This window comes from Nocardia alba NBRC 108234 (assembly GCF_001612665.1).
Classification (GTDB): Bacteria; Actinomycetota; Actinomycetes; order Mycobacteriales; family Mycobacteriaceae; genus Nocardia; species Nocardia alba.
In genome coordinates this window covers 231,109-247,218 of the sequence record NZ_BDAX01000019.1, presented here as the reverse complement: position 1 = coordinate 247,218, position 16,110 = coordinate 231,109, and the positions used below count along the sequence as shown (strand labels likewise).

Here is a 16,110-nt window from a genome sequence, read left to right as displayed (position 1 = left end):
ACCGGCGTCGGTAACTGCCCGCGTGAGGTCGGCCGACCAATTAGCGTGGGCAGCGCTATCAAGGCCGACCTACGCGGCGCCGACCGCCAGATATTCAGGAGCAACAGTGGCTTCACCGGGGATCGAACGGGTCGAGGCCCTGCCGGACGTGCGCTCGAAGACGCCGACGCTGCGTACCGACATCCTCATGCTGATCCTCGCGATCATCTCGGTGGTGCTGGTCGTGTGGATCACCTTCTTCCACGTCAGCGCCCCGACCTATCACGCGATCGTCATCGTCGACACCTCGATCTGCGCGATCTTCCTCGTCGAGTTCGTCTGGCGCTGGCGGCGGGCGGGCTGGCCGTGGTCGTTCCCGTTCATCTACTGGTACGAAGTCCTCGGCATGATCCCGGTGACCAGCCCGCTGTTCCGCGGGTTCCGGCTGCTGCGGATCGTGGTGATCTTGATCCGGCTCGGCCGGGTGGCCGACCGGGCGATGGGGGAACGGGTCACCGCGACGATCGTCAACCGGTTCGTCGGCACGATCGTCGATGTGATCAAGCGCCCGATGACGATCGCGATTCTCGACGAGGTCTCCAAAGTCCTGCGCGCGGGCCACTACACCCAGAACATCTCCGCCGCGCTGGAGGAGAACCACGCCGAGGTCGACCAGCTGATCATGGACCTGATCAAGAACGACCCGCAGACCGGCAAACTGCGCTACCTCCCGTTCCACGACGACATCATCCGGCTCGTCGCCGACACGGTGTACCGGATGCTGCGCCAACTACTCGACGACCCGCGCACCGACGAACTCGTCGCCGACATGCTGCGGGAGAACCTCGACCAGATCAACGACGCGGTGCGGGCCGGGGTGACGGTGCCGCCCTCGCATCGAGGGGCGACGCCCGCCGAGCACGGCGTGCGCCACCACCTCGGTCAGATCAAGCGTGTCTGATCCGGTCGCGCGGCTGGGCGAAGCGCAGGGTCTCGAAGATCACCAGCGCGGCCAGCAGCGCGCAGAGCAGGGCGAGCGAGGCGAGCGCGGGCAGGTGCGCGGCAACCGGGATCAGCGCGAAAAGTAGCGCCGCGGTGATCACCCGGGCAATCGACACCGATTTCGTGGCGAAGTACTTCGCCGCCACGACGCCGAGAATGAACAGGGCCGGTCCGGCGTAGAGCGCGCCGAGCGGGATGCCGTAGAGCGCGTCGGTGAGCGTGTGGTGTGAGGAGTCGCCGACGTAGTACAGCACCTTCTTCAGCCCGAGCGAGAGCGCGATGACGCCGACGATCATCGGGAAATGCCCGTAGGTGTAGCTGTTCTGCGCGATCTTGATCTGGTGCGCGCCCCTGGCATGGGCGAAGCTGTGCTCGATCGAGATCGCGGCGACGTCGAAGTAGAGCCACCACAGCAGACCCGATACCGCGAGCCCGAGCATCGAGCCGAGCGCGATCGGCCAGGAGATCGGCAGGCCCGCCACCCCGATGCCGATCGAGACGATCGATTCGCCGAGCGCCACGATGACGATCAGCCCGTAGCGTTCGGCGAAGTGCTTGGCCGAATTGATTCGCCAGTCGGTTCCCGCGATGAAGGTCCACACCATGTCGCCGACGATGGCGGCGACCCACAGCAGGATCTGGGTCAGGCCCGTGGTCATCGCCGCGATCACCAGCAGCGTGGTGCCGATGGTGATCGAACCCAGCGCCCAGCGCAGCAGTTGCCCGCGCAGCTGGGAGTCCTCGGCGCTGATCGCCCAGAAGATGCCGACGTGTACCAGCCGCACCACCAGATAGGCGATGGCGAAGACCAGCGGCCCGAACCAGCCGCCGGGCAGATCGCTGAACGCCTCGGGAATCGTGAGCGCGGCGATGAACGCGCCGCCCATCGCGACGAACATGCCGACCCGCGCGATGCCCTCGTCGGCGCGCACCACATTGCCCAGCCACGAGTAGGCGATCCACAGCCACCACATCAGGGCCAGGACCAGCGTGGCCCGCAGCATGTTCGCCGCGGTGGTCTCGTCGGCGGCCAGGTCGGTGACCATCGTGAAGGCGAACACGATGACCAGGTCGAAGAACAATTCGAGCTGGGTCACCGAGCTGTCCGCGGTGACCGGCCGGAACCGGAGCCGTCGATTTCCGATCATGGCGTCAATCGTCGCACCCACGGCCACGATTCGCGCGCGAGGCCGGTTGTTTCGCGGACGGCGCAACTAGCCGACCGCGAAGCCGCCGACCTCTGGATACCGCTCGGCGAAGTCGATGAAGTTCGCGACCGTCTCCTCGTGCAGTTTGCGCAGGGTGCGGTTGAACAGGATGCCCGGTATGGGCAGCGGAAGCGAGAGCTCCACGTGGTAGTCGACCTCGGTACCCTCGGGGGCTTCGACCAGTTCGATCCAGCCGCCGCCCTTGGAACCACGACTGCTGTCGACGACCCGCCATTCCGAGCGGTACCGCTCCCAGGAGTATTCGAGGACCTGGGCGTCGGAGTTGCCGAGGAAGTGGGCGGTGGCGAAAACTCGGCGCGGCTTGCCGTCGGCATCGCGCGGCCCGACTCTGACATCGCTGAGCGAAGTCGACCACTCCGACATCAGGTCAACGGCCAGCAGTGCGTCCATCACTTGGTCTATCCCGGCGTCAACGGTGAATCGGATGTCGATCTTCGAGCGCATCTGTGTCTATCCTCCGAACCCCCGCAGCTTTCGGCCCGATTGTGCACAGTGGTGCCAGTGATCGTCAACACGTCTACGGTCTGGACATATGACCGGGTCAGCTGCTTATCACACGCTCGACGGCCGTTTCGATCAGCGCCATACTCTCCCGTTCGGAGAAGATTCCGGGCAGCGTGAGGTGTTCGACGATGAGCCAGTTGAGCGCCAGATAGAGCAGTAGTACCGACTCCGCGTCGCCGGGCAGCCCGGACGCCAGATGGTTGCGGACATTGAAATCGATGTCGGCCCGGACGCGTTCGGTGAGCACCGTACGCAGTTCGGGGCGCCGGGTGGCCTCCAGGCGAAGTTCCAGCAGGGCGAGGTAGGCCTTGCGATGCGATTCGATCCGCCCGACCACCTCTTTCATCAGCGCGGTGATGTTCTCGATGTCCTTCGGCCCGTCGCTGACCAGGGCCATCGTCTCCTCGCTCGGTTGCACCACCTCGTAGAAGCGGACACCGGCCTGGGTGAGTAGCTCGTCGCGGTTGGCGAAGTAGTTCGACGCCGTGCCCGCGGGGACGCCCGCCTGTTTGTCCACCGCGCGGAAGGTGAGGCCGCGAGCGCCCTCGTCGGCGAGCACCTCGATGGCCGCGTCGAGTAGCGCTTGTCGTCGTTCGGGATTAGTTCGCACTTGACACCACTCCATCTGTAGTACTACGTTCAAACCACTTCAATCAGAGTACAACACCTGAGGCGGTAACCATGCGAAAGCTCGTCTACTACATCGGCGTCTCCCTCGACGGCTACATCGCGGGCCCCGGCGGTGAGTACGAGTTCTATCCGACGCCGCCGGAATACTCGGGCTGGCTCAACGCCGAATTCCCCGAGGCCGTCCCGGTCCACCTGCGCCCGCACTTCGGCATCGACGTCGACACGCCCAACAAGAGCTGGGACACGATGCTCATGGGTCGCGGCACCTACGCGGCGGCCTACGACGCGGGCATCCTCAGTCCGTTCGCCCACATGCGGCAGTTCGTCTTCTCCTCGTCGTTGGGTCCGGTAGACGCCCCCAACGTCGAGATCGTCGACGGCGATCCGGTCGAATTGGTGCGCGAACTCAAGCGGCACGACGGCCTCGATATCTGGTTGTGTGGCGGCGGGAACCTCGCGGGTCAACTGCTCGGCGAGATCGACCAACTGATCATCAAGAGCTATCCGGTCATCGCGGGCGCGGGTATCCCCGCCTTCACCGGCGTCTTCCAACCGACACTTTTCACCCCGACCCGACGGAAGGAATTCGACAGCGGCGCGCAGGTCACCTGGTTCGATCGAAGCTGAATTCGGCGGTTATCCACAGGTGACAAGCCTGTGTCGTTTTCCACAGGGTAGGTAGGTAGCAGCCGAACCGGTGGCCCGAGCCCGGTACTCTTGGTCGCTGATACCGACCTGACACTCGATCGTGAAGGACCTGCTGTGGCTCTCGTAGTTCAGAAGTACGGAGGATCCTCGGTGGCTACCGCCGAGCGGATCCGGCGCGTCGCTGAACGGATCGTGGAGACCAAGAAGCAGGGGCACGACGTAGTCGTCGTGTGCTCGGCGATGGGCGACACGACCGATGAATTGCTCGATCTCGCGGAGCAGGTGGCCCCGGCGCCGCCGGCTCGCGAGATGGACATGTTACTCACCTCCGGCGAGCGCATCTCGAATGCCTTGGTGGCCATGGCAATTCACACGCTCGGCGCCGAGGCTCGCTCGTTCACCGGTTCGCAGGCAGGCGTGATCACCACCGGCGCGCACGGCAACGCCAAGATCATCGACGTGACTCCCGGCCGCCTGCAAGAAGCACTGGCCGAAGGTCAGATCGTGCTGGTGGCCGGCTTCCAGGGTGTGAGCCAGGACAGCAAGGACGTCACCACGCTGGGCCGCGGCGGTTCCGACACCACCGCCGTCGCGCTGGCCGCGGCGTTGAAGGCCGATGTCTGCGAGATCTACACCGATGTCGACGGCATCTTCTCCGCCGACCCGCGCATCGTCCCCGACGCCCAGAAACTCGACAACATCTCCTACGAGGAGATGCTCGAGATGGCGGCCTGCGGGTCGAAGGTGCTCATGCTGCGCTGCGTGGAGTACGCGCGCCGCTACAACGTTCCCGTTCATGTTCGGTCGTCCTACACCGACAAGATCGGCACCACTGTTTTCGGATCGATGGAGGACATTCCCGTGGAGCAGGCAATCCTGACCGGCGTCGCACACGACCGCAGCGAGGCCAAGGTGACCGTCGTCGCCCTGCCCGACGAGCCGGGCTACGCGGCCAAGGTGTTCCGCGCGGTGGCCGACGCCGAGATCAACATCGACATGGTGCTGCAGAACATCTCCAAGGTCGACACGGGCAAGACCGACATCACCTTCACCTGCCCCAAGACCGACCTCGTCCGCGCGGTGCAGAAGCTCACCGAGCGACAGGACGAGATCGGCTTCGCCGAGATCCTCTCCGATGACCACATCGGCAAGGTCTCCCTGGTCGGCGCGGGTATGAAGTCGCACCCGGGCGTCACCGCCACCTTCTGTGAGGCGCTGGCCAACGCGGGCGTCAACATCGACCTGATCTCCACCTCCGAGATCCGGATCTCGGTACTCGTGCGTGACACGGAACTGGATGAAGCGGTGCAGGTGTTGCACAAGGCATTCGATCTCGGCGGCGACGAAGCCGCTGTCGTCCACGGCGGAACGGGGCGTTAAGCAATGGGTGTACGTGTAGGGGTCGTCGGCGCGACCGGTCAGGTCGGCGCCGTCATGCGCAAGCTGCTCGAAGAGCGCGACTTCCCGGCCGATGAGGTGCGGTTCTTCGCGTCCTCGCGTTCGGCGGGCAAGACGCTGCCGTGGCGCGGCGGTGAGATCGTCGTCGAGGACACCGAGACGGCCGATCCGTCGGGTCTCGACATCGCGCTCTTCTCCGCGGGCGCCACCATGTCGCGAGTGCAGGCCCCGCGCTTCGCCGCGGCGGGCGTCACCGTGATCGACAACTCCTCGGCCTGGCGCAAGGATCCCGATGTGCCGCTGGTGGTGTCGGAGGTCAACCCCGAGGCCACCCGCAACCTGCCCAAGGGCATCATCGCCAACCCGAACTGCACCACCATGGCCGCGATGCCGGTGCTCAAGCCGCTGCACGATGTGGCCGGTTTGCAGCGTCTGATCGTGTCGTCCTACCAGGCTGTCTCCGGATCCGGGCTCGCCGGTGTCGAGGAACTCGCCTCGCAGATCCGCGCGGTATCGGCCGACGCGGAGAAGCTGGTGCACGATGGTTCGGCCGCCGAGTTCCCCGCGCCGAACAACTACGTCGCGCCGATCGCCTTCAACGTGATCCCGCTGGCCGGCGGCCTGGTCGACGACGGGTCCTTCGAGACCGACGAAGATCAGAAGCTGCGCAACGAGAGTCGCAAGATCCTCGGCCTGCCCGACCTGCTGGTGAGCGGTACCTGCGTGCGTGTTCCGGTCTTCACCGGGCACTCGCTGTCGATCAATGCCGAATTCGCCGAACCGATTTCGGTGCAGCAGGCCAAGGAACTGCTGGCCGAGGCGGCGGGCGTACGTCTGGTCGACGTGCCGACTCCGCTGGCCGCCGCGGGCCAGGACGACTCGCTCGTCGGCCGCATCCGCCAGGATCCGGGCGTGCCGAGCGGTCGTGGTCTCGCACTGTTCATCTCGGGTGACAACCTGCGAAAGGGTGCCGCCCTCAACACGATTCAGATCGCGGAAGTTCTGCTCGCGAACCGCTGAGTTGGGTTTGTCGGCGCGCTGGCGCGCGCGTGTTCGCGGCCCTGAGGGGCCGCGGACCGGCCACTTCGTGGCCGCCGCTCCCTAGGGGTCGCGGGGACGGGGTTGGGAGTGCGGTTGTTCGTGGGTCGGGTTCAGCGGATCGGGCGGATGCCGGGGGTGCGGGGGTCGTTGCCGACGCAGGCGAGGATGGCGCAGCCGGGGGGGATGCTGGCGAAGGGGGCGGCCAGTGGTTGGTTGAGGCAGTTGAAGACGGTGCAGCCGGGATAGGCGCCGGGGCCGATGCCGAAGACGGCCAGCAGGATGTTGGCGTCGATGAGTTTGGCCGCGTCGAATTCGAGCGAGGGCTCGACATAGGGTGCGGTGACCGGCACCTGGGTGTCGGTGACGGCGGCGAACAGACGGCGGAAGAACTCGTGGGGCAGTTCCACAGCGTGCGCGAGAATGCCGCTCGGGCCGTAGGCGGTCTGGTTGCCGAAGGGGCCGGTCCACATCACCGTCAGGTCGAGGCTCGGCAGGAAGAACACGTTCTGCAGGCCGAGCCCGGACATGAAATAGCTGTCCGCGGGCATGAAGGCGGGGGATTCGCTGCACTCGGCGCCGAGCCAGAACAGGTAGCCGTAGCAGCTGTTCGCCTTCGACGGTGTACGGGCTTTGCGCAGATAGTCCGAGGAGAGCACGCGGTCGGCGCCCCAGCGGCCGTCGTTGGCGACGAGCAGCCCGATCTTGGCCAGGTCGTTGGGAGGCAGCATGAGATGGGCGTAACCGTAGGTGTGGCCGGATCGGTCACTGGCCCAGTAGTAGTCGCTGCGCGGGATGCCGAGCGGGTCGAACAACTCCCGCTGCGCGAACTGCTGCAGTGGTTCGCCCACGGCCAGCTCGATCACGTACGACAGCAGGTCGACATTGCGCTGGCTGTAGCTGAACGTGGTGCCGGGCGGGTTGGTCAACTGCACCGACAGTGCCTGCACCGCCGAGTGCGGGTCGATCGGGATCACCGCGGTGACGCCCTCGGACAGCACGCCCACCTGCATTCCGGAGGTCTCGGTGAGCAGGTTCTCGACGGTGATCGACCGGTGCGCCGCGTCGCCGAGGCCGGGCGGCAGATAGCGGTCGATGGGAGCGGTGATGTCGATTTTGCCTTCGTCGGAGGCGATTCCGGTCAGCATCGACACCACCGACTTGGTGACGCTCCAGATGTTCCACGGTGTATTGCCCGTCTCGTGGTTGCGCAGCCCTTCGCCGACGAGGCAGTTGTGCCGGAAGATCTGGACATTGAGCCGGTTGCGCGTCGCCGCGAACTGCAGTGCCGCTTCGAGTTTCACCGAGTCCATCCCGACCTGAGCGGGCTCGGCCCGTTGCAGGTCGCGACCCGAGGTCACCGCACAGGTCGTTGTCGGCGCCGCGTCGGCCGGTACGGCGAATAGGCACGCCGAGGTCAGCACCGCAGCGATCGTTCCCGCGAAAACGCTCGTGATGTGCCGCATGCGGCCGAGAGTAGCCCGTGCCACGCACCGTAACCTGTATAGCGCGGCCGCGAAACGCACTGATCAACGGTATGTTCACCGCGCCGCAACACTGCGAAACCCATACACCCCCGCACCGACGGCGAGCACGCCGAGCCCGGCCAGTACCGACCCGATCGGCAACGCGAATCCGACCACCACGCAACCCACCGCGCCGAGCACCGGAACCCAGCGACTCGGTCGCCCCTCGGCGCCGGTGAGCGTGGCCGCCGACAGGTTGGCGACGAGGTAGTACGCGAGCACCGCGAACGACGAGAACCCGATCGCCGCGCGCAGATCCATGGTCGCCGCGAGTACCGCCACCACCACACCCACCGCGAGCTCGGCCCGATGCGGGACCGCGTATGTCGGATGGATCCGGGCCAGGGCCCTCGGCAGGTGGCCGTCGCGCGCCATCGCCAGCGTGGTTCGCGAGACTCCCAGGATCAACGCCATCAGCGAACCCGCCGCCGCCAGCACCGCACCCACCCGAACCACCGGCGCCAACCCGCCCGCGCCCGCCGCCTCGACGACCTGTGCGAGCGGGTCATGCGCGGCGGCCAGCCCGCCCGACCCCAGCGTCAGCAGCGCGGCCACCGCCACCAGCGCGTATACCGCCAGCGCCACGGCCAGGGCGAGCATGATCGCCCGCGGAATGGTCCGTTCGGGCGCGCGCACCTCCTCGCCGAGGGTGGCGATCCGCGCGTACCCGGCGAACGCGAAGAACAACAACCCCGCCGCCTGCAAGACCCCGTACGGCCCGATCTCCCTATCGAGAACCGTTGCCCCTGAATGATTTCCGCCGATCCCCACCACTACAACCGCTGCCAGCACCGCCAACACCACCCCCACGATCACCCGCGAAGCCAGCGCGGACTTCTGCACTCCCACATAGTTGATCGCCGTCGTCAGCACCACGGCCCCCACCGCCACCGCGTGCGCTTGGCCCGGCCAGGCGTAACTGCCCACCGTCAACGCCATCGCCGCACACGACGCCGTCTTCCCGACCACGAACCCCCACCCCGCCACGTACCCCCAGAACGCCCCGAGCCGCTCGCGCCCGTACACATACGTCCCCCCGGACACCGGATACAACGCGGCCAATCGCGCCGAGGACATCGCGTTGCAGTAGGCGACGACCGCCGCCACCCCCAAAGCCACGAGCAACCACGACCCACTCACCCCCGCCGCGGGCCCCAACGCCGCGAACACCCCGGCCCCCACCATCGCCCCCAGCCCCACCACCACCGAATCCCCCAACCCCAACCCCCGCTGCAACCGCCCATCCGAAGCCATGACCCCATCCTCGAGCACGCGCGCGAACAGCGCGACCCGGATACGACAAACGCCGCCAGGTCGATGAGGGTGACCTGGCGGCGTTCGAGTCGATAGGCCGCCTCGAGGACGGCCCGTCAGGGTGCCGACGCCCCACAAGCGCCTCTCGGCGGGTGGTCGCTCGTAGCGACAGATGGGGTGAGGCCCGGGGCTGTTCGGACGTCGACAGTGGTTTCAACGGCCACTGTCGGTGAACTATTCCGGCCGCTGGATGTGATCCGCGCAACCGCACGAGGCAGGTCCGGCGATGCGCGGACCTGCCTCGTGTCGAGGGCCGTGTTCATGGCTTTCTCGTGGACGGAGTCAGGGGTCAGAAGTTGCTGAACCAGTACAGCAGGCAGGCCAGCACCCAGACGATCGCGGTTTCCATAGTCGATCTCCTTGCGTCGGTCCATCCATCATCGCCGAAAACCCGCCTTCGCCGACAAGTTGTTCTTAAGAAGCTCTAGAGACCGACACCGCATTGTTGCTTCAGACACCGGAACAACCGGGTCCGATCGGTCTCGAGGGGTGATCGGTCGGACCCGGCGGTGCAGACCAGAAGGTGGCTCTTCCAGACGCTGAAGACGCACTGCCGACGGTAACCACACCGACGGGCTGGGCCGACGCTGTTCCACGTTGTGTCGATGAGTACGCGTGCCGGGCCGGTCGGTCGAGGGGTGATCGGCCCGGACGTTTGCGTAGGGATGGTGGTCACCGATCCCGTAGGTAGGCCACCCAACTCCCGTACGGGGTGATGTCGGTAGCGGCGACGGCGGCGTCGTAGCTGCAGGCGAAGCCGACCACCGCGCGTCCGTCGGCGAGATCGATACTGGTCAGCGCCATCGGCGGCGGAAGTTCGGCGAGGAATCGGCCGAGGCCGGCGGGGGAAACCAGGAACAGTTCGCCGAGAATCGGTGCGCCCTGTCCGGCACCGTGGCGGACCAGGCCGGGTTTGGCCGGGGAGGTATCAAGGGCGGTGAGGCGGTAGGCATCGGTGGTGGTGATCTCGCCCGCGAAGCGCGCGCCCAGCTGTTCGAGTTGCCAGTGCAGCGGCTGGCCGCGTAGGTGGGCGCCGAAAACGGCAAGGGGCACACCGGTTTCCACGAGTAGCGGTGCGGGGGTGCCGGTGATGCGGGCGCAGAGGTCGATCGCGAGTTGGTCGGCGAAAGCGGGGACTACCACCGTCACGCCGAACGGGAGACCGTCGGCCGCGGGTTTGCCGGGAATCGCGACGGCGGCGAAGTCGAGCAGGTTGCAGAAGTTCGTGTAGGTGCCGAGGCGGCGGTTGATCGCGAGCGGGTCGGCTTCGACGTCGGCGATCGAAGGGTGCTCGGTGGTGGTGGGGAGCAGCAGGCCGTCGAAGTCGTCGAGCAGTGTTGTCGCGATGGTGCGGGTACGGGCCAGGGTGTCCTGGTCGTGGGCGTAGACGTGTGCGCCGAGTTCGCTTGCAGCACTGACTATTCCGGCTACCGTAGGGTCGAGACCCGGTGCGCCCTTGTCGACGAACTCGCCGACCGCCGCGTATCGCTGCGCGACTATCGCGCCGTCGTAGAGCAGGCGGGCCGCGTCGAGAAGCGGTGAGATGTCGATTTCGGTGATCCGCAGGCCCTGATCACGCAGGGCGGCAACTGTTTCGGCGAAGGCAGTGCGGTAGGCCGGGCTCAGCGGTTCGAGGTCTTCGGGGCGGGGGATCGCGATCTTCGGCTCGGCGGAGGCCGAGAGACGGATGTCGGCGGGCCATTCCCGACTGCGCGGATCTCGGGAATCCCTGCCCGCCATGATCTTTGTGGCGGTGACGGCCAGGTCCAAGTCGGCGGCGAAAATGGTGACCGCGTCATAGTCGGCGCAGGCGGGAACGACGCCATGGGCGGGGATCACGCCGAGGGTGGCCTTGATGCCGACGATCCCGTGTAGTGCGGCGGGCACGCGGCCCGAACCCGCGGTATCGGTGCCGATGGCGAGGTCGGCGATACCGAGCGCGACAGCCACCGCCGAGCCCGAACTCGAACCGCCCGAGATCAACTCGGGATGCAGCGCATTGCGCACGGCACCGTAGGGACTGCGAGTGCCGACGAGACCGGTGGCGAACTGGTCGAGGTTGGTCTTGCCGAGAACCAGTGCGCCCGCCTCTACCAGCCGCTGCACGGCGGTGGCGGTTTCGGTTGCCTCGTAGGCGAATTCGGGGCAGGCAGCGGTGGTGGGCAATCCCGCCACGTCGACGTTGTCCTTCACCGCGAGGAGCAGGCCCGCCAGCGGGAGTTCCTCGCCCCCGGCGACCCGGCGTTGCAGCTCGCCGGCTTCGGTCGTCAGCACCGCCTGCGAACGCAGCGTGATCCAGACCTCCGGCCGATCCACCTCGGCGATCCGTGCGTAGGCGGCGGCGACCCGCTCGGTCGGCGTTACAGACATTGACGCTCCTCTATTCACTCAGAGACATGGCGGCGACAGCACGCGAGATCCGGTCGAGCACCACATCCAGCGAGTCGCCGATGTGGGTGTGCAGGAGCCGCTCGGCCAGGGTGAGATCGCCGGCGAGGACGGCGTCGAGAATGCCGAGGTGCTCGCTGATCGTGGTCTCGATGCGGTTGTTGATCATGAAGTCGTACATGCGCACATGCCGGATCCGGGAGTTCACCGCCACCAGGGCGCGCACCATCTCGGCATTGCCCGCCGCGGTCAGCAGGGCGACGTGGAATTCCTCGTCGACGACGACGAAACCCGGCTCCTGGGCGGGCGGGTCGGCCTGCAGAGTGAGCCACCTGTGCCGCTCGGCGCGTAACAGGGCCGCGTCGTGTGTGATCCGCGGATCCGATCTGACGCGCGTCATCCCACCCAGTTCCAGGGTCAGGCGCAGCTCGTAGAGATCGCGAATCCGCGCCACGCTCGGCCGCACCGGGCTGAACCCGAACTCCTCTCGTTGCAACAACCCGTCCGAGCAGAGCATCGTGAGCGCCTCCCGAACCGGCGTACGGGAGATCCCGAATCTGGTCGACAGCTTCGGCTCGGTGAGCCGCTGCCCGAACCGGATATCCCCGTTCATCAACTCGCCCCGCAACGTCGAATACACGACATCGCGCAACGGCCTTCCCGAGCCATCACCCGGTGCATCCACCCTTGTCGACATGGGTGTATACGCTATCGACCGCTAATTTCTATCAAGTGACAGAAAGTAAGCGCCACGTTATCGCTTGCTCACACCGGCGTCCTCACCATCCACGGCCGCGCGTGGGGAGAACTTCTCAACCAACCTCGAACACGCAGGTAACCCCACCCGCCATGCCGGCGCCCACACTCGAACCACGACCCGACCCCCACCTCCGCTCACCCCGGAAGGGTGACCATGTGCCCCACCATCCTGGCCCTCATCCTCGGCCTGATCTCCGTCACCGCCCTCACCATCTGCTGGCCGAACCCCCTCGACCGCAAATCCCCACAGACAAGCGAAGAGCCCCTGACCAGTGAACTGATCAGGGGCTCTTCTGTGTCTCAACCAACACGTCGGGGTGACAGGATTTGAACCTGCGACCTCTTCGTCCCGAACGAAGCGCGCTACCAAGCTGCGCCACACCCCGTGAGGCGAACCTGAAGTAGCTTACAACGTGGGGTCGGGAAACGTTAAATTGGCTGGTCAGGTGGGGGTTAGTCGAGGGATCTGATGGAGCTGAAGATGCGTTTGGCCTCGGCGGCGCCGATGGCGCCGGGGACGCCGGTGTCGGCGATCATCACCATGACGAAACTGCCGTCCTTGGCGCCTTTGAAGGCGTAGGTGTAGACGGAGTAGGTGGCGGCGCAGCCGGGTTTGGGTGCGGGGACCGTGCCGGTGGTCTCGACGAACATGCCGTCGGTTTTGCCGTCGATCGACTTCAGGGGCTGGGCGGGGCCGGGGGTGCCTTTGGAGCCCTGGTAGGCGAGGGGAGCGGCCTTGGTGCCGAGTTCGGCGGCCGCCGCCGCGTTGTCGGCGTTCTTCGAACCGGTGAGCAGCGACATGGTGCGGGTGGAATTGGGGCAGTAGTCGCGGCCGTCGGAGGCGTAGCCCTTGCCGACCACCGAGTCGCCGGGAGGTTCGCCGACGCCGCCGATGGTGGTTTCGGTGGCGACCTTCCAGCCCGCGGGGACGTCGTAGGCAGCGCCACGGTCGGGGGAGGCGACTACCTGGTAGCCCTCGATCACGGGTTTGCGGTTCGATGCGGCGCCCGAGGGCGAAGGGGTGGTGGTGCTGGGTTTGGGCTTGCTCGACGAGGTCGGCGCCGGTGTGGTGGACAGCGCGCTGACCATCGACGGGGTGGCTCCCGCGGTTGTGGTCGGTGCGTCGTCGCCGCGGGTCAGCGCGACCGCGGTGATCGTCGCGCCGACCAGGAGCAGTGCCGCCACGCCTGCCGCGGTCCAGATCGCCGCCTTGTTCCCGGATTTCGGGTTGGACGGGAAAGGCTGGCCGTACGCCTGGACCCCGTTGTGATCCAGCGGCGGGATCTCGCCGTACTGCTGCGGTACCGGCTGTTGCCATCCTGGTGCGCCGATCCTGGTCGGATCGGCCTGCCCGGCCGGTACGCCCCACTGGTGCTGACCGGGCGGATTCGCCGGAGCCCCCGCTCCCCACTGCTGGCCACCGGCGGGAGCGCCCCACTGCTGAGCTGGTGGCATCGGCGCACCCCATTGACCCGGCGGCTGTTGCCCGGCAGGAGGATTCATGCTCGGCTGCCATTGCTGGTTCGAAACAGGTTGTCCGCCAGGCAAATTCGCGCCGGGTGGCCCCGGCTGCCACTGTTGGCCGGGGGGCTGTTGCCCAGCAGGCGGATTGGTGCCATGCCACTGCTGGTTCGAACCCTGCTGACCCACAGGTGGATTCGCTCCCGGCTGACGAACTCGGGTGGGGTCGGCCTGCCCCTGGTATCCCGCAGAAGGGTTACCGGAATTCTGCCAGTCCTGTGGACCCGCCGGCGTCCACTGCGTCGGTTCAGGAAGCCCGGGTGGTGGGCCGGAACCGTCCCAGCGCAGAGTCGGCGGCAGGCCGGTGCTGCCCGGCGTCCACACCGCAGTGGGATCGGGTGCGCCCGGATTCGGCGGTTCCGCATTCTGATCCGGCGAACCGGGCCGCCGCCACTGCTGGTCGGGCTGGTTCGGTGCGCCGGGTCCGCCGAATACGGTCGGGTCGTCGCGCCTGTCGTCGGATCCACTGCTCACGGTCGTCTCCTGATGACACCTCAATGACAATGTCGTTCGGAGCCAGACCCTAGCGGGCTACGGCCTCCGAGGTCGAAATGCCGAAGCCGGTGTCAGCGGAGGGCCGCTTGGGCTGGGCGCCGACCAGGGTGAGCAGGGTGGCCTCGGGGCGGCAGCAGAAGCGGTAGGGAGCCCACGGCGAGGTGCCGATGCCCGCTGAGACGTGCAACTGGGTGTGCTCGCCCCATTGGGAGGCGCCCTTCACCCGCGACTTGTCGATGCCGCAGTTGGTGACCAGCGCGCCGTATCCGGGAACCACCAGCTGCCCACCGTGCGTGTGACCGGCCAGCACCAGGTCGTAGCCGTCTTCGGCGAAGCGATCGAGCACGCGCGGCTCAGGCGAGTGCGTGACGCCGATGCTCAGCTGCGCCAGCTGGTTCGGTGCGCCCGCGACCGTGTCGTAGCGGTCGCGCTGCAGGTGTGGGTCGTCGACGCCGGCACTGGCGATGCGAATGCCCGCCACTTCGAGGTCGCGCCGGGTGTGGGTCAGGTCGAGCCAGCCGCGTTCGGTGAATGCCGCGCGCAGGTCCTGCCACGGCAGCGGATCACCGTAGACGCGACGGTGATCTTTCTTGAAATACTTCAGCGGATTCTTCGGCACCGGCGCGAAATAGTCATTCGAACCGAACACGAACAAGCCGGGGCGAGCCAGCAGCGCACCGAGGGATTGCACCACCGCGGGCACGGCCTTGGGATGGGAAAGATTGTCGCCGGTATTCACGACCAGGTCGGGTTCGAGGCGGTCGAGTTCGCGCAGCCACTGCTGTTTGAGCTGCTGACCCGGCATCATGTGCAGGTCGCTGACGTGCAGAATGCGCAATGTCGGCGACCCGGGCGCGAGCACCGGCATCGTGGCTTCGCGCAGGACGAACGCGTTCCGTTCGATCAGCGTGGCGTAGCCGATACCCGCGACGGCGGCCCCGGCGGCTCCCAACGCGGTTCGGCGGACAGCGGACGTCGAGATAACGGGCATTTGTCCAGCATAGGCGACCCCCTCCCGGATCGGCGCGTGTGTTTCCGCACAAACGGTCTGGAATTTCTCTACCCGCCCGATTTCGGACCGAGTGGAGAGCGCGACCGAGCGGGGAACAGGGCCGATAGGAAAAATGTGATGGGACTGGTCGGAGCGAACGACTACGGTAAACCGCATGTCGGAACTGAAAGCCAAGCTGCGCGCGGATATGACCACCGCGATGAAAGCCAAGGACAAACTGCGTCTCGCGACCCTGCGGATGCTGCTCGCCGCTATCCAGACTTCCGAGGTCTCCGGTACGGAGGCGCACGAACTCTCCGATACCGATGTCGTGTCGCTGCTGCAGAAGGAAGCGAAGAAGCGCAACGAAGCGGCCGTGATCTACGAGCAGAACGGCCGCGGTGAACTGGCCGCGAACGAGCGCGCCGAGGAACAGATCATCGAGGAGTACCTGCCGACCCAGCTCGACGACGCGGAGGTGGCGCAGGTCGTCGATACCGCGATCGCCCAGATCGCCGAGCAGCTCGGTGAGCGTCCGCACATGAAGCAGATGGGCCAGGTCATGAAGGCCGCCACCGTGCTGGCCGACGGCAAGGCCGACGGCTCACGGCTCTCGGCCGCGGTCAAAGCCCGCCTGTAGAAACGCGCGAAGGCCGCCGTCCGAATCGGACGGCGGCCTTCGTCGGGT

The 16,110-nt window shown here is 66.7% G+C and carries 14 protein-coding genes and 1 tRNA gene; 5 read left to right on the top strand and 10 right to left on the bottom strand.

Annotated elements, in window-relative coordinates:
• Window positions 1–106: 106 nt before the first annotated feature.
• On the top strand, window positions 107–940 hold the full coding sequence (locus NA12_RS22115) for an ion transporter (protein ID WP_067454452.1): 834 nt from the start codon (window positions 107–109) through the stop codon (window positions 938–940).
• Here NA12_RS22115 and NA12_RS22110 read toward each other — a convergent pair.
• The 3 genes from NA12_RS22110 to NA12_RS22100 all read right to left on the bottom strand — a co-directional run bounded on the left by NA12_RS22110 (window position 927) and on the right by NA12_RS22100 (window position 3,324).
• Window positions 927–2,129 (bottom strand): low temperature requirement protein A, encoded by a 1,203-nt coding sequence (locus NA12_RS22110; protein ID WP_067454449.1) that lies wholly within the window; start codon window positions 2,127–2,129, stop codon window positions 927–929. The genes NA12_RS22115 and NA12_RS22110 overlap by 14 nt on opposite strands.
• A gap of 66 nt (window positions 2,130–2,195) precedes the next feature.
• Complete coding sequence (locus tag NA12_RS22105) at window positions 2,196–2,654, bottom strand: SRPBCC family protein (RefSeq protein WP_067454446.1); 459 nt, start codon at window positions 2,652–2,654, stop codon at window positions 2,196–2,198.
• A 97-nt stretch (window positions 2,655–2,751) separates the two neighbouring features.
• Window positions 2,752–3,324: a TetR/AcrR family transcriptional regulator gene (locus tag NA12_RS22100; protein ID WP_371856013.1), complete on the bottom strand. Its 573-nt coding sequence runs from the start codon at window positions 3,322–3,324 to the stop codon at window positions 2,752–2,754.
• A 71-nt stretch (window positions 3,325–3,395) separates the two neighbouring features.
• Between NA12_RS22100 and NA12_RS22095 the strand changes: the two genes are divergently transcribed.
• The 3 genes from NA12_RS22095 to NA12_RS22085 all read left to right on the top strand — a co-directional run bounded on the left by NA12_RS22095 (window position 3,396) and on the right by NA12_RS22085 (window position 6,410).
• Complete coding sequence (locus NA12_RS22095) at window positions 3,396–3,971, top strand: dihydrofolate reductase family protein (protein ID WP_067454440.1); 576 nt, start codon at window positions 3,396–3,398, stop codon at window positions 3,969–3,971.
• Window positions 3,972–4,106: 135 nt separating this feature from the next.
• Window positions 4,107–5,372 (top strand): aspartate kinase, encoded by a 1,266-nt coding sequence (locus tag NA12_RS22090; RefSeq protein WP_067454437.1) that lies wholly within the window; start codon window positions 4,107–4,109, stop codon window positions 5,370–5,372.
• Window positions 5,373–5,375: 3 nt separating this feature from the next.
• The gene (locus NA12_RS22085; RefSeq protein WP_067454434.1) at window positions 5,376–6,410 is read left to right on the top strand and encodes an aspartate-semialdehyde dehydrogenase; all 1,035 of its coding nucleotides are present in this window, start codon (window positions 5,376–5,378) and stop codon (window positions 6,408–6,410) included.
• 131 nt (window positions 6,411–6,541) lie between these two features.
• On the opposite strand, the gene NA12_RS22080 is transcribed toward NA12_RS22085, so the two are convergent.
• The 7 genes from NA12_RS22080 to NA12_RS22045 all read right to left on the bottom strand — a co-directional run bounded on the left by NA12_RS22080 (window position 6,542) and on the right by NA12_RS22045 (window position 15,422).
• Window positions 6,542–7,894, bottom strand: a complete 1,353-nt coding sequence (locus NA12_RS22080) for a serine hydrolase domain-containing protein (RefSeq protein ID WP_067454432.1) — start codon at window positions 7,892–7,894, stop codon at window positions 6,542–6,544.
• A 75-nt stretch (window positions 7,895–7,969) separates the two neighbouring features.
• The gene (locus NA12_RS22075; RefSeq protein ID WP_067454720.1) at window positions 7,970–9,208 is read right to left on the bottom strand and encodes an APC family permease; all 1,239 of its coding nucleotides are present in this window, start codon (window positions 9,206–9,208) and stop codon (window positions 7,970–7,972) included.
• Window positions 9,209–9,940: 732 nt separating this feature from the next.
• On the bottom strand, window positions 9,941–11,638 hold the full coding sequence (gene atzF, locus NA12_RS22070) for an allophanate hydrolase (RefSeq protein WP_067454429.1): 1,698 nt from the start codon (window positions 11,636–11,638) through the stop codon (window positions 9,941–9,943).
• 10 nt (window positions 11,639–11,648) lie between these two features.
• Window positions 11,649–12,353 (bottom strand): GntR family transcriptional regulator, encoded by a 705-nt coding sequence (locus tag NA12_RS22065; RefSeq protein ID WP_067454426.1) that lies wholly within the window; start codon window positions 12,351–12,353, stop codon window positions 11,649–11,651.
• 374 nt (window positions 12,354–12,727) lie between these two features.
• Window positions 12,728–12,801 (bottom strand) — tRNA-Pro (locus tag NA12_RS22060).
• Window positions 12,802–12,868: 67 nt separating this feature from the next.
• Window positions 12,869–13,870 (bottom strand): DUF8017 domain-containing protein, encoded by a 1,002-nt coding sequence (locus NA12_RS33765; RefSeq protein WP_132369753.1) that lies wholly within the window; start codon window positions 13,868–13,870, stop codon window positions 12,869–12,871.
• A gap of 589 nt (window positions 13,871–14,459) precedes the next feature.
• Window positions 14,460–15,422, bottom strand: a complete 963-nt coding sequence (locus NA12_RS22045; protein WP_067454417.1) for a metallophosphoesterase — start codon at window positions 15,420–15,422, stop codon at window positions 14,460–14,462.
• Between the two features lie 175 nt (window positions 15,423–15,597).
• On the opposite strand from NA12_RS22045, the gene NA12_RS22040 reads away from it, so the two are divergent.
• On the top strand, window positions 15,598–16,062 hold the full coding sequence (locus tag NA12_RS22040; protein ID WP_067454414.1) for a GatB/YqeY domain-containing protein: 465 nt from the start codon (window positions 15,598–15,600) through the stop codon (window positions 16,060–16,062).
• Window positions 16,063–16,110: the final 48 nt, after the last annotated feature.

What these genes read in the sequence shown, in the direction of transcription:
- NA12_RS22080 (WP_067454432.1), bottom strand. Translation starts at nt 7,894, where the DNA reads ATGCGGCACATCACGAGCGTTTTCGCGGGAACGATCGCTGCGGTGCTG.
- NA12_RS22045 (WP_067454417.1), bottom strand. Translation starts at nt 15,422, where the DNA reads ATGCCCGTTATCTCGACGTCCGCTGTCCGCCGAACCGCGTTGGGAGCC.
- NA12_RS33765 (WP_132369753.1), bottom strand. Translation starts at nt 13,870, where the DNA reads ATGCCACCAGCTCAGCAGTGGGGCGCTCCCGCCGGTGGCCAGCAGTGG.
- NA12_RS22040 (WP_067454414.1), top strand. Translation starts at nt 15,598, where the DNA reads ATGTCGGAACTGAAAGCCAAGCTGCGCGCGGATATGACCACCGCGATG.
- NA12_RS22110 (WP_067454449.1), bottom strand. Translation starts at nt 2,129, where the DNA reads ATGATCGGAAATCGACGGCTCCGGTTCCGGCCGGTCACCGCGGACAGC.
- NA12_RS22075 (WP_067454720.1), bottom strand. Translation starts at nt 9,208, where the DNA reads ATGGCTTCGGATGGGCGGTTGCAGCGGGGGTTGGGGTTGGGGGATTCG.
- NA12_RS22065 (WP_067454426.1), bottom strand. Translation starts at nt 12,353, where the DNA reads ATGTCGACAAGGGTGGATGCACCGGGTGATGGCTCGGGAAGGCCGTTG.
- NA12_RS22105 (WP_067454446.1), bottom strand. Translation starts at nt 2,654, where the DNA reads ATGCGCTCGAAGATCGACATCCGATTCACCGTTGACGCCGGGATAGAC.
- atzF (WP_067454429.1), bottom strand. Translation starts at nt 11,638, where the DNA reads ATGTCTGTAACGCCGACCGAGCGGGTCGCCGCCGCCTACGCACGGATC.
- NA12_RS22085 (WP_067454434.1), top strand. Translation starts at nt 5,376, where the DNA reads ATGGGTGTACGTGTAGGGGTCGTCGGCGCGACCGGTCAGGTCGGCGCC.
- NA12_RS22095 (WP_067454440.1), top strand. Translation starts at nt 3,396, where the DNA reads ATGCGAAAGCTCGTCTACTACATCGGCGTCTCCCTCGACGGCTACATC.